This window comes from Streptomyces parvulus, assembly GCF_014648855.1.
Classification (GTDB): Bacteria; Actinomycetota; Actinomycetes; order Streptomycetales; family Streptomycetaceae; genus Streptomyces; species Streptomyces parvulus.
The window spans coordinates 93914-108550 of the sequence record NZ_BMRX01000017.1; the positions used below are offsets into that span (position 1 = coordinate 93914).

12 protein-coding genes are annotated in these 14637 nt (G+C 74.8%); 9 read left to right on the forward strand and 3 right to left on the reverse strand.

The window, feature by feature from the left end; translation table 11 throughout:
- Window positions 1-54 precede the first annotated feature (54 nt).
- Entirely contained in the window at window positions 55-939 is an 885-nt protein-coding gene (locus tag IE108_RS29440; RefSeq protein WP_064732195.1) for an SDR family oxidoreductase, read from the forward strand.
- A gap of 56 nt (window positions 940-995) precedes the next feature.
- Here IE108_RS29440 and IE108_RS29445 read toward each other — a convergent pair whose 3' ends face one another.
- Window positions 996-1988, reverse strand: coding sequence for a ScbA/BarX family gamma-butyrolactone biosynthesis protein (locus IE108_RS29445; RefSeq protein WP_064732196.1), 993 nt, complete (start codon window positions 1986-1988; stop codon window positions 996-998).
- Between the two features lie 292 nt (window positions 1989-2280).
- On the opposite strand from IE108_RS29445, the gene IE108_RS29450 reads away from it, so the two are divergent.
- The 7 genes from IE108_RS29450 to IE108_RS35170 all read left to right on the forward strand — a co-directional run bounded on the left by IE108_RS29450 (window position 2281) and on the right by IE108_RS35170 (window position 10258).
- Entirely contained in the window at window positions 2281-2490 is a 210-nt protein-coding gene (locus tag IE108_RS29450; protein ID WP_064732197.1) for an acyl-CoA carboxylase subunit epsilon, read from the forward strand.
- Window positions 2491-2663: 173 nt separating this feature from the next.
- Window positions 2664-3272 (forward strand): ScbR family autoregulator-binding transcription factor, encoded by a 609-nt coding sequence (locus IE108_RS29455; RefSeq protein WP_064732198.1) that lies wholly within the window; start codon window positions 2664-2666, stop codon window positions 3270-3272.
- A 218-nt stretch (window positions 3273-3490) separates the two neighbouring features.
- Window positions 3491-4321, forward strand: coding sequence for an AfsR/SARP family transcriptional regulator (locus tag IE108_RS29460; protein WP_064732199.1), 831 nt, complete (start codon window positions 3491-3493; stop codon window positions 4319-4321).
- A gap of 178 nt (window positions 4322-4499) precedes the next feature.
- Window positions 4500-5246 carry an acyl carrier protein gene (locus IE108_RS29465; protein WP_064732200.1) on the forward strand — a complete coding sequence of 249 codons (747 nt, stop codon included), beginning with the start codon at window positions 4500-4502 and terminating at the stop codon, window positions 5244-5246.
- Between the two features lie 17 nt (window positions 5247-5263).
- On the forward strand, window positions 5264-7123 hold the full coding sequence (locus tag IE108_RS29470; protein ID WP_064732201.1) for a beta-ketoacyl synthase N-terminal-like domain-containing protein: 1860 nt from the start codon (window positions 5264-5266) through the stop codon (window positions 7121-7123).
- The gene (locus IE108_RS29475) at window positions 7120-7950 is read left to right on the forward strand and encodes a 4'-phosphopantetheinyl transferase family protein (protein WP_064732202.1); all 831 of its coding nucleotides are present in this window, start codon (window positions 7120-7122) and stop codon (window positions 7948-7950) included. The genes IE108_RS29470 and IE108_RS29475 overlap by 4 nt, the downstream gene beginning before the upstream one ends.
- Window positions 7951-7954: 4 nt before the next feature.
- A complete protein-coding gene (locus IE108_RS35170; protein ID WP_064732203.1) occupies window positions 7955-10258 on the forward strand; it encodes a helix-turn-helix transcriptional regulator in 2304 nt (767 codons plus the stop codon).
- A gap of 18 nt (window positions 10259-10276) precedes the next feature.
- On the opposite strand, the gene IE108_RS29485 is transcribed toward IE108_RS35170, so the two are convergent.
- The gene (locus IE108_RS29485) at window positions 10277-12025 is read right to left on the reverse strand and encodes a 3-hydroxyacyl-CoA dehydrogenase family protein (protein WP_064732204.1); all 1749 of its coding nucleotides are present in this window, start codon (window positions 12023-12025) and stop codon (window positions 10277-10279) included.
- On the reverse strand, window positions 12022-13374 hold the full coding sequence (gene ccrA, locus IE108_RS29490; protein WP_064732205.1) for a crotonyl-CoA carboxylase/reductase: 1353 nt from the start codon (window positions 13372-13374) through the stop codon (window positions 12022-12024). Before ccrA ends, IE108_RS29485 begins: the two co-directional genes overlap by 4 nt.
- A gap of 241 nt (window positions 13375-13615) precedes the next feature.
- Between ccrA and IE108_RS29495 the strand changes: the two genes are divergently transcribed.
- Window positions 13616-14635, forward strand: coding sequence for a 3-oxoacyl-ACP synthase III family protein (locus tag IE108_RS29495; RefSeq protein ID WP_226487451.1), 1020 nt, complete (start codon window positions 13616-13618; stop codon window positions 14633-14635).
- Window positions 14636-14637 lie beyond the last annotated feature (2 nt).

Below are 14637 nucleotides of genomic sequence, written 5' to 3' on the forward strand. Positions count from 1 at the left end.
GCAAATCGTGCGGGCACGCACTTCGCGGCTGCCCACTGGAGGGGGGAATTACGGTTGATTCTCGTGACGGGGGCCACCGGAACCATCGGTGGGGAGGTCCTGCGCCGGCTCCCCGCCGGTCTCGGTGTACGTGTCATGGCCAGGGATCCGTCGCAGGTGAGGGCGCCCGCCGGAACCGAGGTGGTGGCCGGGGACTACGCGGACCAGCGGTCGCTGGAGCGCGCCCTGCGGGGCGTGAGCCGCGCCTTCCTCCTCACCAGCCGGATCGGCGGTGACGACGACGCGCGTTTCGTCGGGGCCGCGCGGTCCGCGGGTGTGCGGCATCTGGTGCGGCTGTCCGCGGCCGCCGTCGCCGACCCGGGGGCGGACGACCTGATCACCCGCTGGCACCGGGCCGGCGAGGACCTGCTGCGCGGCTCCGGGCTGCGGTGGACCGTGCTGCGGCCGCGCGCCTTCATGTCCAACACGCTGTCCTGGGCGGCCTCCGTCAGGTCCGAGCGGGTCGTGCGCGCCCTGTACGGATCCTCGGCCAACGTGTGTGTCGACCCGCGGGACGTCGCGGCGGTGGCCGTGTGCGCGCTGACCGAGGACGGGCACGAGGGGCGCGTCCACACCCTGACCGGTCCGGAACCGATCAGCGCCGTGGAGCAGACCGCGCAGCTCGGCCGGCTGCTGGGCACCCCGCTGCGCTTCGAGGAACTCTCCCTCGACCAGGCGCGCGCGGCGCTGAGAGGGCGTCACCCCGCCGCCGTCGCCGAGGCCTTGCTGGCGAGCGCCGAGCGGCAGCGGGCGGGGGCCAAGGCGCATGTCGCGGACACGGTCGTCCGGCTGACCGGCCGGCCGGCGCGGTCCTTCCTGACCTGGGCCGAGGACCACATCGGGGCGTTCGGCGCGCCGACGGGACGGCATGCTCTCTCCGGGAGTCCTCGTACCGGGTGATGCGGCGGCGCGGGGGAGCCGAGGGGACCTGTGCCGCCCCCTCGGCTCCCGGGCCGTCAGCCGGCGGGCTCGGCGGTCACCGTCGCGGTGAACACGATCCCGCCGTCCTGGTGCCCGGTGACCAGGACCGTCTCCGGGGCGCAGGAGCCCTTGGGCAGGCGCAGGGCGTCGATCAGACAGGGGCGGTCCAGATCCGCGTACTTCTTGAACTCGCACTCGATGCCGAGCGGCAGGAGGGGGGAGCCGCCCAGGATCGCGGTCGCCCCCTGGCGGGCCGCCTCCAGCAGCACCATGCCCGGAATGTGGTCGACCTGGTGGTCGAAGAGCACGTGGTGCCGGGTGTCCACCCGCAGCTGCCAGTGGTTCGGCTCCCCGGTGGGGGAGAGGACCACGTCGGCCGGGGACGTGCGCCCCACGCTCTGCGGCGCCACCGGAGCCGTCAGCGGGATCGGACCGTACTCGGCGCCGAACACGCGCTCCGGGCGCAGCCGGCGGTACACGGCGGGTGAGATGCAGCCGAAGGAGATCCGCCCCGACGCGGCGAGCCGCCCCTCGCGCAGCACCGTCGTCTCGTAGCAGAGGCCGACCAGCCGGCTGCCCCGCGTCTTGACCTCCTTGCACTGGACCTCCAGGTCCAGGGCGGCGGGCGTCTGGGCGACCTCGAGCTGCTCGGGCTGCACGGTGAGGCTCAGCTCCTCCAGCAGGAACTGGTGGCCGAAGGGGACGCCGAACTCGGCGTGCGCGAGCAGCGAGCCGATCTGTCGAATCGTTTCGGCAGCGATCAGCGGGTCGTGGTGGACCCCATGCACGGGGGTGAAGAAGCTGTGGCCCCGGGGCCATTGGGCGGTAAGGTCGAAGTGGGTGTCGTCCAGCCGCGTCCAGTCGGTCAGCATGACCTCGGAGACGGCCGCGCGGTGCACCAGTTCCCTGGGTACCGTCGTCGTCAGCTGTCTGTCGTGCGCGACCGCCGCCCGGAAGGGCGACGGGGCGGCCGGTGCCGTGCTCTGGTCGATCGACGGCTCTTCGATCCGAAACGTGCTCGCGGTCATCGTTCCCCCTGGACGAGATCGGAGTGGTGGGCTGCGGAGTGGCTCAAAAGATAGAGACCATCCGGTTTGATTTCTAGAGGAATCCAAGCCTCCGGCAGTGATCGATCAGATCCGCCGTCGGATCGAACCGGAATGGCGTCTCTCGCATCCGCCCTTTCCTCCATCGTTTCTCCAGTTCATCTGCACCCGGCGCGCTCCGTCGGTCCAGCCGTCCGAAGACGTGCTCTCAAGCGGTACTGGAGCCCTTCTGTAGCGCGGTGGCGCACCGTGGCGGAGATCGGGAGGAGCGGACATGGGCGAACCTGGTTCTCCGGGGCTCGCGTTGCGCATCGAGCGCGGGCGGGCCGACGAGGTCGAACTTGCCGCCGTGGCCCTCGTGCTGTGTTCGGTGCTGGCCGGGCGCGGCACGGCGGGTGCCGGGGAGGTGCCGCGGGACGCCCCGTCCCTGCGGTCCGCGCGGTGGACCGCGGCGGCCTATCGCTCCCCTCGTAGCTGGCGATAGGACCCCCGGGCGACACGGGTGCCGTGCCGCCCGGCCATTCATGTAGATCCCACTCACCTCTATAAACCGCACGCGCGGTTTGTTAGCCTTGTGCTGACGAAAACCGCAGGCGGCAAGGACGGCGCAGGGCACCCCGCGTGCCGTGAGCCCAGGGTCCAGCCAGGAGACGACTGATGGTCAAGCAGGAGCGCGCGCTCCGTACCCGCCAGGCGCTGATTCGCGCCGGGGCGGAACTCTTCGCCAGAGAGGGGTTCGTGGCCGCGTCGCTGTCCACGATCAGCGGGGAGGCGGGGGTGAGCAACGGAGCCCTGCACTTCCACTTCGAGAACAAGCGGGCGCTGGCGCGGGCCGTCGAGGACGAGGCGCTGGCGCGGCTGCGCCGGATCACCGCGGAGTCGCTGGAGCGGGACGGGCGTGCCCTGCCGGCCCTGGTGGACGCGACGTACGAACTGGTGGACCGGATCGCCGAAGACGTCGTCGTCCGGGCCGGCTTCGGACTGGGCGACGATCCCGGACGCGGTGAGGCCGCCTCGCTCAGGCGGGAGTGGCGGTACTGGGTGGAGGATTCGGTGCGGCGCGCGGAGCGCGACGGCTGGCTCGCCCGGGGCGTCCCCGCCGCCGACGCCGTGACCGCGGTCGTGGCCGCGACGGTGGGTTTCGAGGTGCTCGGCGGCGAGGACGAGGCGTGGCTGTCGCAGGACCGCGTCACGGGCTTCTGGAGGCTGCTGCTGCCCCGCCTGACGGACCGTCATGCGCTGGTCATCGCGGTCAGCGGCCGGTAGACGGCTGTTTCGCTCCCCCTCAAAAAAGACCGCACAGTCGCTAAAAATGTCTGTTTTGTAGAGGTTGACCGCAGACTCCAGCGGGACTCAAGCCCGTCCCAGAAAATAAAACAGCGCGGTTGGTTTGGTATTGACAAACCATCCGTCCTGTTTTTTAGTTAGGTCATGCCAGGAAGCGGCTGTGTCAGGACGACTCATGCAGGGATAGGGGAGACGGCATGGACATCGACGTTCTGGGGGCGCTGAGCGTCAGGGAGAACGGCCTGTCGGTAACCCCGACGGCTCCGAAGCCCCGTCAGGTGCTCGCGCTCCTCGCCCTCCAGGCGGACCAGGTGGTGCCGGTCCGGACGCTCATAGACGAACTGTGGGGCGAACGGCCGCCCCGCAGCGCACGCACCACGCTCCAGACCTACGTGCTCCAGCTCCGGGAGCTCATCTCCACCGCGCTGCGCCAGGACCCCGAGAACACCGGGGGGCGCACCGCCAAGGACGTGCTCGTCACCCTGCCCGGCGGATACCTGCTCAACACGTCGGACGGCACCAGTGACGTCCGCGAGTTCGAGCGGCTGGCCGGCCTCGGCTACCGGGCCATGGACGCCGACGACTTCGCGGGCGCCGCCCGCCACCTGCGCGACGCCCTGGGGCTGTGGACCGGGGGTGCGCTGGCCGACGTGCAGACCGGGGCCCAGCTGGAGATCGAGACCAGGCGTCTGGAGGAGACCCGGCTGTGCGCCCTGGACCAGCGCATCGAGGCCGACCTGCGGCTGGGCCGCCACCGCGAACTGCTGGGCGAGCTGACCGTGCTCGTCAGCCGCCACCGCACCCACGAGAACCTGCACGGCCAGCTCATGCTCGCCCTGCACCGCTCGGGCCGGCGCAGCGAGGCGCTGGACGTCTACCAGCGGCTGCGCAACGCGCTGGTGAGGGAACTCGGCCTCGAACCCTCCGCGGGCCTGCGCCGGATGCAGCGCTCGATCCTCATGTCCGGCCCCGAGTCGGTGCCGGTCGGCGCGGGCGCCGGCAGTGAACGGCTCAGCCGGGTCGGATAGCCGGGGAGACGGCCGTGCGGGCCGGCCTGCGCGTCACCGACGAGTGCTCCGGACGGCGGCCGCCTGCCTGGCGTTCCCGCCGCCCCCGTCGCCGCGCCGCGCGCCCTCCGTGCGGGCCGGACACACCCTCGTCCCGTCCGTCGCCGTCCCACCGGAACGGAATCCCAGGAGTCAGACCATGTCCTTCGACCACAGCCGGACCCGCCCGCCCACGGCCCCCGCGCCCGTCCCCGACGACCTGCTGAGCGAACTCGTCGACATACTCGCCGCGGTACTGCACCTGAAGTCCGACAAGGTCGACCCGGGCCGGACGTTCCGTTCGCTGGGCCTCGACTCGCTGCTCACCGTCGAGTTCGTGGCCACCGTCAACGCCCGCCACGGCACGGCCGTCAAGCCGGACGCGCTCTTCGACCACCCCACCCCGCTGGCCTTCGCCCGGCACGTGATCCGGGAGCGGGGCGCGGGATACGACGCACCGGCCGGGCAACCGCCGCTGAACGGAGTTGGGTTCACCCGCCCAGGGGCGCCGGCGGTGCCGGAGGCCGGGCGGCGGTGGGCCGACGCGCCGGCCGACACCTCGGCGCGCGAGACGGTGCTGGAGGTGCTGCGCGAGGAACTCGCCCGCATCCTGTGCTGCGACCCCTGGGAGCTGAGCACCACGGCGCCCTTCAACGTCCTCGGCATCGACTCGATCCTGGCCGCGCAGTTCGTGGCGACGGTCAACGAGATCTACGGCATGCACGAACGCCCCGTCACGCTGTACGACCACCCCGACCTCGCGGCGCTGGCCGCGCACATCGCTTCCCTCACCGGTCCCGGACCCGCCCCGAGCGGGACACCGGACCTCGCGGACCTCCTCGACGCCGTGCGCGACGACCGGATCTCCGTGGACGAAGCCCTCGCCCTGCTGCCCCGGCGGGCCTGAACGAACCGGTGTGCCCCATGGACGAACGTGAGATCCTCACCCGGTTCAAGGCCGGAACCCTCGGCCGGGACGACGCGGCCCGCCTGCTGAACGGAGCGCGGCAGCCCAGGACCGAGACCCCGTTCCCGCCGCCCCGGCCGGACACCGTGCAGAACCCGGACCACGGCGTTCCCGACGCCCATGGCGCGTCCGTCGGCCCCGGCGCCTTCGACGGTGACCGCGTCCTCGACAGCCGGGCCGCCGCCGACCGCGCGACCTCCACCGACCTCATCGCCGTCGTCGGTATCGCCGGCCGCTACCCGCTCGCCCCCGACCTGCACGCCCACTGGGACAACCTGCTGACGGGCCGCGACACGTCCTCGGCCGTGCCCGCCACCCGCGCGTGGCTCGCCTCCTCGGCAGCCGGCCGGCGCGGCCACTTCCTGGACGCCGTCGCCGACTTCGACCCCGAGTTCCACGGCATCACGCCCACCGAGGCCGCCCAGATGGACCCGCAGGAGCGGCTCTTCCTGGAGGTCGCCTGGGACGCGCTGGAGGACGCGGGATACACCGGCTCCCGGCTGGACGACCTGACCACCGCGAGCGGCGCGTCACGCGCGCTCGGCGTGTTCGTGGGAGCCGCCAGCCACGACTACGCCCTCCTGGCCGCCGGCGCCTGGACCCCCGGCGCGGGTGCGATTCCCGCGGCGGGACACTGGGGCCTGCCCGGCCGGCTGGCCGCGTCGCTGGAACTCACCGGGCCCGCACAGGCCGTCGACACCGCGGAGTGCTCCGGCCTCACCGCGGTCCACCTGGCCGTCGGCGCACTGCGCCGCGGCGAGTGCGCGGCCGCCGTCGCCGGAGGCGTCGAACTGGTGCTGCACCCCGCACGCCTCGCGGACGGCGCGGGCGAGGGCGTCGGAGCCGTGGTGCTCAAGCCGCTGCACCGCGCGCTCGCGGACGGCGACCGCGTGCACGCCGTCGTCCGCGACACCGCGGGCGGCCACCGGACCCGCCCCCGCCGGCCGGAACCCCGTGCGGCGGAGGAGGCGCACGAGTCCCGCGAGACGACCGCACGGCGCATCGGGTCGGCCGGCGCGGTCACCGGGATCGCTGCACTGACCGACGCCGTGCTCCAGGTGCGCAACGGCGTGCGGATCACCGGCGGACCGGAGAGCGCCGGGGTCCCCTGGCCGCGGACGCGCGACGAGGCGGGGCGGGAACTGCCGCGCACCGCCACGGTCGAGATCGCGGCCGAGAGCGGCGGCACGGCGTGGGCCGTGATCGAGGAGTACACCGCGGAGCCCGGCGGGACGGACCCCGGTGGGGACGGAGGGCCGCTGCTGCTGTCCGCTCCGACCCCCGCCCACCTGGCCGCCACCGCGCGCCGACTGGCCGACTGGCTGACCGCGACCGCAGACGCCCCCGCCGACGCAGACGCAGACGCAGACACCAACGCGGGCCACCCCGCGTCCGGACCGGCGCCCGCCGGCCTGGCACGGGCGCTGCGCGTCGGACGGGCCGCCCTGCCCTGCCGTATCGCCCTGCCCGCCTCCCGCGGCGTGACCGAACTCGTCGCCCGGCTGCGGCACTTCGCCGACACCGGTGAGGCCGGGCCGGAGGGCGCCACGGCCGACCTGCGCGACGGCCGCGGCGACCCCTTGGGCCTCGACGGACTGCCGGAGACCCGCGACTACCTCATCGCCCTGTGGCGGGCCGGACACACCGAGACGCTCACCCGGCTCTGGCTGAACGGCGTCGGCGTCGACTGGGCCGCGCTGGAGGCCGCGTCGCCGTGGGCGGCACCGTCCCAGCCGCCGCCACCGTCCGCCCGGCTGCGCCGCCCGCTGTGGCTGGGCGCGGACCGTGCCCGGGAGGAACCGGAGCCGAACGGATGAAGACCGAGGCCCTCGCGGCCGGCCCGCCGGTCCCGCGCGACCGGCCCGAGCCGGTGAAGCTGTTCTTCTGCCCCAACGACGAACTCGTCCCGGGCATCGCGGCCCTGCTGGCCCGGCACTGGCTGGACGAGCACGAACAGGAGATAGCCGCCCGGTTCCTCTTCGAACGCGACCGGCGCCAGTACCTGGTGGCGCACTCCCTGGTACGGCGCGTGCTCGCCCTGGAGAGCGGACTGCCGGAGGCCGAGGCCGTCATCTGGCGGTCCTCGCGCGGACGGCCGTTCCTCCAGAAGCCCGCCGAAGGACTGCCCCGCGGCGGCCGGGAGCTGGACTTCAACCTCTCGCACGCGGGCGGCCACAACCTGCTCGGCGTCGTGCGACGGCACCGTGTCGGCGTGGACGTGGAACGGCTCGACCGCGGCGACCAGGGCTTCGAGACGATCCTGGAGACGTTCGCGGCGTCCGAGCGGGACTGGGTGACCCGGGCCGCCCCCGGCCGCCCCCGCGACCGGCGGCTGCTGCGCCTGTGGACACTGAAGGAGGCCTACTCCAAGGCCCGCGGTCTGGGCCTGAGCCTGCCCTTCGACGCGTTCTCCTTCACGCTCGCCGAGGACCGGGGCGTCCTCGGTTTCCAACCGCCGGAGAACGACACCGAGCGGCGCTGGCGGTTCGTCGAACTGGAGCCGGTGCCCGACGTACTGGCCGCCGTGGCCGTCCTCGCCGATTCCGACGCGCCGCCCGTCCTCCAGCTCCACCACGGATTCCCCTGGGGCCGCTCCGCCCCGCGGCTGGTGCCCCTGCCCGAGCCGGTGCCGGCATCGAGGTGAACGCATGGGTACGGGGGAAGGACTGATCGGACGACAGGAACCGCTCCGGCTCCTGGAGGGTCTGCTGGCCGACGCCCGGCAGGGGCGGGGGAGTGCCGCGGCGCTCACCGGCAGCCCCGGCACCGGCAAGAGCGCCGTGCTGCGGGCGCTCGCCGCGTCGGCCGCCGGCGCCGGCGCCACGGTGCTCGGCGCCTGCGCCACCGAGGCCGAGTCGGACCTGCCGCTCGGCGTGGTGGGCCAGCTGCTCAGCGGCGCCGCCGGACCGGGCACCGCCTCCGGCGGGAGCGGCGCCGGGGCCAGGCCCGAGGCCCTGTACGAGGCACTGCGCGCGCTCGGCGGACGACGGCCCCTGGTCGTGACCGTCGACGACGTCCACCACACCGACGAGCAGTCCGCCCGCTGCCTGCTCTACCTGTGCGGGCGGCTCGCCGCCACCGGCGTGCTGCTGGTGCTGGCCGGACGGCCGCAGACGGCCCCCTCGCTGCCGCTGGCCGAAGTGCTCGGCCACCCGCGCTGCGTCCCGCTGCCGTTGCGCACCCTCTCCGAGGACGAGGCAGCCGACTTCCTGCGCGCGGCCCCGGCCGCCATGGACGCGGCGGCGGCCCGGCGGCTGGCCCCCGACTGGCACCGCTTCACCGGTGGCAACCCGCGGCTGCTGCACGGCCTGCTGGCCGACCACCGGGACTGCGGACCGGTGCGCCCGGCCCGGCCCATCGCCGGTACCGCCTTCCGGCGTGCCGTCGCCGACTGCCTGCGCGGTGCCGAGGACCCCGTGCGAAGCGCCGCGCAGGCCCTGGCCGTACTCGCCGACCAGGTGACCCTGACGCTGCTCGCCCGGTTCCTGGGCGTGCCCGAACGGGCCGTCGTCCCGCGGCTGGCCGCGCTGGAGGCCACCGGACTGCTCGACGCGGGCCGGCTGCGCCACCGAGGGGTGAGCGCGGCCGTGCTGGAGTCGCTGACCGCGGAGGAGAGCGCCCGGCTGCACGCCCGCGCGGCCGGCGTGCTCCACGACCACGGTGCCGAACCGTCCGCCGTAGCCGCCCACCTCGTCGCCGCCGAGGCCGCGCGGACCACCGACGGCGCCACCGGCGACACCCCCGTCTGGGCCGTCCCGGTGCTCGCGGAGGCCGCTCGGCACGCGATGCCCGCCGGACAGGCGCGCCGCGCCGCCGAGTTCCTGCGCACCGCCCACCGGCTGCCCGACGGCGGGCAGCGCCCCGACGGCATGCTCGCCACGCTGGCGCGGGCCGAGTGGGAGAGTGACCCGGCGTCCGTCATCCGCCATCTGAGCGCCCTCGAACGCGACCTCGCCGCCCGCGCCCCGGACGACCCGTGGTGGACGGAGGGAGCGGCCCAGCTGCTGTGGCACGGCCGGTACGAGACGGTGGCCCGGGGCGCGGCCGACGCCGGGGACGGCCCCCGGGCCCGAGAGGTGCGGACCGCGCTCGGTCACCTGTACCCCGGGGCCGGCCGGGACGGCACCGCACCCGAACCCGACGCCGTGGAACGGGTGCTGGTGTCGGTCGTCCACGCACTCGCGCCCCCGCCCTCCGTACCGGCCCTGCTCGTCGCTCTGTCGTACGCCGGAGAGACGGAGCGGGCCGCGCGGTGGCGCGAGCTGACCGACGGAGCGGAACCGGCCGAGGCCACGGTGGCCCGGCAGGCCGTCGCGGCGGCCGTGGCGGCCGTACTGCACGTGCGCACGGGCTCCCACGGCACCGGAGCGGCCCACGCTGCGCGGGCACTGGCCCTGATGACGCCCGCCGCCTGGGGGGTCGCCGTGGGCATGCCGCTGGCGGCGGGCGTGCGGGCGGCGACCGCGCTGCGGGCGCACGACGAGGCGGCGCGGCTGCTGCGCGTGCCGGTGCCGGACGCCCTGTTCCGCACCCGGCCCGGACTGCACTACCTGCTGGCCAGGGGCGGCCACCTGCTGGCCGCTGGACGGGCGCGGTCCGCGCTCGCCGACTTCCACGCCTGCCGCGACCTGCTCGCCGAGTGGGGCGAGCGGACCCGCGGCGGACTCGACTGGCGGACCCCGGCGGACGAGGCGCTGCGCCGCCTGGGTCACACCCCGGACGGAGACCCCGTCGCGGTGCTCACCCGGGCCGAGCGGCGCGTGGCGATGCTCGCCGCGGCCGGCTGCACGAACCGGGCCATCGCCGCCCGCCTGTACGTCACGACCAGCACCGTCGAGCAGCACCTCACCCACGTCTACCGCAAACTGCGGGTGCGTTCGCGGGGCGACCTCGTGCGACTGGTCGGCACCCGTCCCGCCGGGCCGGGAGACCTCCGCCCGGAGCCCGTCTGAGCGCGGGCGCCGGTCCGGTCAGCGGGCGGTGGTGCGCAGGCCCCGCCGGTTCTTGCGGCCCAGCAGCCCGGCCGACACGAGTTCCGCGAGGGCGTCCGAGGGCTCGTAGTCCGGCGTCTCGAAGTGGTCGAACAGGCGGTGCTGGATGGCCAGGGAGACGTCCAGGCCGATGGTGTCCAGCAGCGCGAACGGGCCCATGGGGTAGCCGAAGCCGCGCTCCACGGCGGCGTCGGTGCGCTCGACGACGCGGTCGTCCGCCCCCGGCCGGTCCAGCAGTGCCAGGGCCGCCCCGAGGTAGGGGAAGAGCAGGCTGTTCACGATGAAGCCGGTGCGGTCGGGACACTCGACCACCGTCTTGCCGAGCCCGGCGCAGAACGCGCGGGCGGTGGCGAGCACGCCGGGGTCCGTGCCGGGCGCGTGCGCCAGCTCCACCAGCCGCATCACCGGCGCCGGGTTGAAGAAGTGCAGCCCGACGACGTCGGCGGGCCGGCCGGACGCCTCGGCGCACGCGGCCACCGACAGGCTGGACGTCGTGGTCGACAGCACGGTGCCGGGATCGCAGGCCTCGCCCAGCGCCGCGAACATCTCCCGCTTGACGTCCGGGTCCTCGGCGACCGCCTCGATCACCAGGTCGCAGCCGGCGAACGCGTCGAGCCCGGTGGCGCCGTCGAGCCGGTCCAGGGCGGCCTGCCGCTCGGCCGGCGTGACCCTGCCGCGGCGTACCCCCCGGGTGAGCGAGTCGGCGACGGACGCCAGGGCGGCGTCCGCCTTCGCCGCGCCGCGGGCGACCAGGACGGTGGGGTGGCCGGCGAGGACCGTGACCTCCGCGATGCCCCGGGCCATGGCGCCGGAGCCCAGCACCCCGACCCGGCGCACGGTGCGGGCGCCGGTCTCGTCCGGCGCGTCGCCCCGCTCACGGACGGGGGCGCCGGTCTCGTCGTACCCGTAGAACCCGCCGCCGCTCTTGCGGCCCAGGCGCCCGTCGCCGATCATCCGGCCGAGCAGCGGCGCCGGTTCGAAGGCGGTGTCGCCGGTGCGCCGCCACAGTCGCGTCAGGGCCGCGTGGGCGGTGTCGAGTCCGATGCGGTCCAGCGTCTGGAGCGGCCCGGCCGGCAGCCCGCAGCCCAGGCGCATGGCGGTGTCGACGTCCTCGTGGGAGGCGTAGCCCTCGGCGCACAGGGCGACCGCGCGGTTCAGCAGGCCGAGCACCAGGGCCCTGGCGTCGGCGGCGGGACCCGCGCCGACCTCGACCTCGGTGAGCCCCGCGGACGCCACCAGCCCGCGCGCGGCGGCGGTGGTCTCCTCGGAGGTCAGGCTCGTCGGCACCGCTTCCGCGGGGCCGCCCGGCGCGGGCGGGGTGAACAGGCGCAGCCCCGCGACGTCGGCGGGGCGCCCGCAGGCGATGGCCAGCCGGGCGACGGACAGGCCCGCCGCGGTGGTCAGCAGGGGGGTGCCGGGCGGGCAGACCTCGGTGACGCGGCGCAGCACCCCGGTCTTCACGGCCCCGTCCTCGGGGACCGCCTCGACGGCCAGCCGGACACCCCGCAGCCGCGCCGCGTCGTCGGTGAGGACCGGCTCGGGCGTTCCGTCGGGGGCGGGCGTGCCCTTGGCGCGGGTGGCGACCCGGGCGAGGACGTCGGGGTCGGTGTCCACACCGACGACGGCGTGGCCCGCCGCGTGCAGCAGGAGCAACAGGGCCTCGCCTACGGAGCCGAGGCCGACGACGCCGATCGGCGCGCCGGAGGTGTCCGGGGTCTGCTGGGTCATGGGGTCGGAGCCTGCCCTTCGCGGAAGCGGTTGATGGCGCCGATGTGCCGGGCGCGCAGGTCGTGGTCGGTGACACCGAGGCCCTCCTCGGGCGCCAGGCACAACACGCCGACCTTGCCCTGGTGGAGGTTGCGGTGGACGTCGTAGGCCGCCTGCCCGGTCTCCTCCAGCGGGTACACCCTGGACAGCGTCGGGTGGATCTTCCCCTTGACGACGAGCCGGTTGGCCTCCCAGGCCTCCCGGTAGTTGGCGAAGTGCGAGCCGACGATGCGCTTGAGCGACATCCACAGATAGCGGTTGTCGTACTCGTGCCGGAATCCGGAGGTCGACGCGCAGGTGACGACGGTGCCGCCCTTGCGGGTGACATACACCGAGGCTCCGAAGGTCTCACGGCCCGGGTGCTCGAAGACGATGTCCACGTCCTCGCCGCCGGTGAGTTCGCGGATGCGCTTGCCGAAGCGCTTCCACTCCCGGGGGTCCTGCGTCTCCTCGTCCTTCCAGAACCGGTAGTCCTCGGCGTCGCGGTCGATGACCGCCTCCGCGCCCATCGCCCGGCAGATCTCCGCCTTCTGCTCGCTGGAGACCACACAGACCGGGTTGGCGCCGCCGGCCAGCGCCAACTGGGTGGCGTAGGAGCCCAGTCCGCCGCTCGCGCCCCAGATCAGCACGTTGTCGCCCTGCTTCATGCCGGCGCCGTTGCGGGAGACCAGCTGGCGGTACGCGGTGGAGTTGACCAGGCCGGGGGCCGCGGCCTCCTCCCAGCTGAGGTGGCCCGGCTTGGGCATCAGCTGGTTGGACTTGACCAGGGCCAGCTCGGCCAGACCGCCGAAGTTGGTCTCGAACCCCCAGATGCGCTGCTCGGGGTCGAGCATCGTGTCGTCGTGGCCGTCGGCCGACTCCAGCTCCACCGACAGGCAGTGCGCCACGACCCGGTCGCCCGGCCGCCACCGGTTCACGCCCGGACCGGTGCGCAGCACCACCCCGGCCAGGTCGGAGCCGAGCACGTGGTACGGCTGGTCGTGGCGGGCGGCGTGCGGCGACAGGCGGGCGTAGCGCTCCAGGAACCCGAAGGTCGGCAGCGGCTCGAAGATCGACGACCAGACGGTGTTGTAGTTCACCGACGACGCCATCACCGCCACCAGCGCCTCACCGGGCCCCGGCAGCGGCACCGGCACGTCCTGGATCTGGAGCGACTTGCGGGGGTCCTTGTCCCTGGAGGCGATGCCCTCGAACATCGCCACGTCCTCCCGGCGCACCACGGCGCCCCGGTAGGAGTCCGGCAGCCGCAGCCCTCCGAAGTCCTCCGACGAGGCGTCACCGCGGGAGACGGCATTGATGATCTCGTCCACGTGAGTTCCCGGTCCTCTCGCCACGCTGCGCAACGGCACGTCGGACAGCAGCGTGGAGCACCCGGGCGGCCTCCCGGCACCCCAGCCCACCCCCGGTTTCCGCACCGTCCGGTTCTGGGGGAGGACTGGGGAGGCCCAGGGGTGCCGCCGGCGCGCATGCTGGTTCGCGCCGTCCGGCCCGAGGAGAGCCCATGACCGCAGCATCCCGCCGGCGCGACCCGCACGTGAGCCGGGTGGCACCGTGACCGTCTACGCGCCCGCCCTGGGCGCGCTCGGCATCCTGGGCACCGGCTCCCACCTGCCCGAGCGGGTGGTGGACAACGAGACCGTCGGCGCGGCGGCCTCGGTGAGCGCCGAGTGGATCGAGCGCCGCACGGGCATCGTGGAGCGCCGCTACGCCGCCGACGACGAGGCGGCGTCCGACCTCGCGGCCGAGGCGGCCGTCCGTGCGCTGGCCGACGCCGGGGCGCGGCCGGAGGACCTCGCCTGGATCATCGTGGCGACGTCGACGCCGGACCACCCGCAGCCGGCCACCGCGGCCCTCCTCCAGCACCGGCTGGGCGCCCACCGCGCGGCCGCCTTCGACGTCAACGCCGTGTGCGCCGGCTTCGTGGCCGCCCTGCACACGGGAGCGCGGCTGCTCGCCGCCGAAGGAGACGGCGGCGGGCGCCGGCTGGCCCTGGTCGTCGGCACCGAGGTGTACTCGCGGATCATCGACCGCACCGACCGCAGGACCGCGCCCCTGTTCGGCGACGGCGCGGGAGCGGTGGTGATCGGACCGGTGCGCGAGGGGCGGGGCTTCCTCGGTACGGGCATGCGCACCGACGGCGCGCTGCACGGGCTGATCGGGGTCCACGCGGGCGGCAGCAGACAGCCGGCGTCGGAGAAGACCGTGGCGGGCGGCGACCATCACTTCCGGATGCGGGGCCGCGAGGTGCGGGAGTTCGTCGAGCGGGAACTGCCGGGCGCCGTCGCCGGCACGCTGGCGGAGTTCGGCGTGACCGCCGCCGACGTCGACCACTTCGTGCCGCACCAGGCCAACGGGGAGATGCTGCGCGCCATCGTCGGCAGCCTCGGGCTGACCGCGGCCCGCGTGCACCTCCCGGTGGACCGCCACGGGAACACGGGCGCCGCCTCGATCCCGCTCGCCCTCGACCACGCGCGCCGCCAAGGAGTGCCGCGCGACGGCGAGCTGGTCCTGCTGGCGGGGTTCGGAGGCGGGATGACGCTGGGCACCGTGCTGCTGCGCTGGGGGCGTTGAGC

Excerpts from the sequence above, each read along its gene's own strand:
- IE108_RS29445 (WP_064732196.1), bottom strand. The coding sequence starts at position 1,988 with ATGACCGCGAGCACGTTTCGGATCGAAGAGCCGTCGATCGACCAGAGC.
- IE108_RS29450 (WP_064732197.1), top strand. The coding sequence starts at position 2,281 with ATGGGCGAACCTGGTTCTCCGGGGCTCGCGTTGCGCATCGAGCGCGGG.
- IE108_RS29455 (WP_064732198.1), top strand. The coding sequence starts at position 2,664 with ATGGTCAAGCAGGAGCGCGCGCTCCGTACCCGCCAGGCGCTGATTCGC.
- IE108_RS29460 (WP_064732199.1), top strand. The coding sequence starts at position 3,491 with ATGGACATCGACGTTCTGGGGGCGCTGAGCGTCAGGGAGAACGGCCTG.
- IE108_RS29465 (WP_064732200.1), top strand. The coding sequence starts at position 4,500 with ATGTCCTTCGACCACAGCCGGACCCGCCCGCCCACGGCCCCCGCGCCC.
- IE108_RS29470 (WP_064732201.1), top strand. The coding sequence starts at position 5,264 with ATGGACGAACGTGAGATCCTCACCCGGTTCAAGGCCGGAACCCTCGGC.
- IE108_RS29475 (WP_064732202.1), top strand. The coding sequence starts at position 7,120 with ATGAAGACCGAGGCCCTCGCGGCCGGCCCGCCGGTCCCGCGCGACCGG.
- IE108_RS35170 (WP_064732203.1), top strand. The coding sequence starts at position 7,955 with ATGGGTACGGGGGAAGGACTGATCGGACGACAGGAACCGCTCCGGCTC.
- IE108_RS29485 (WP_064732204.1), bottom strand. The coding sequence starts at position 12,025 with ATGACCCAGCAGACCCCGGACACCTCCGGCGCGCCGATCGGCGTCGTC.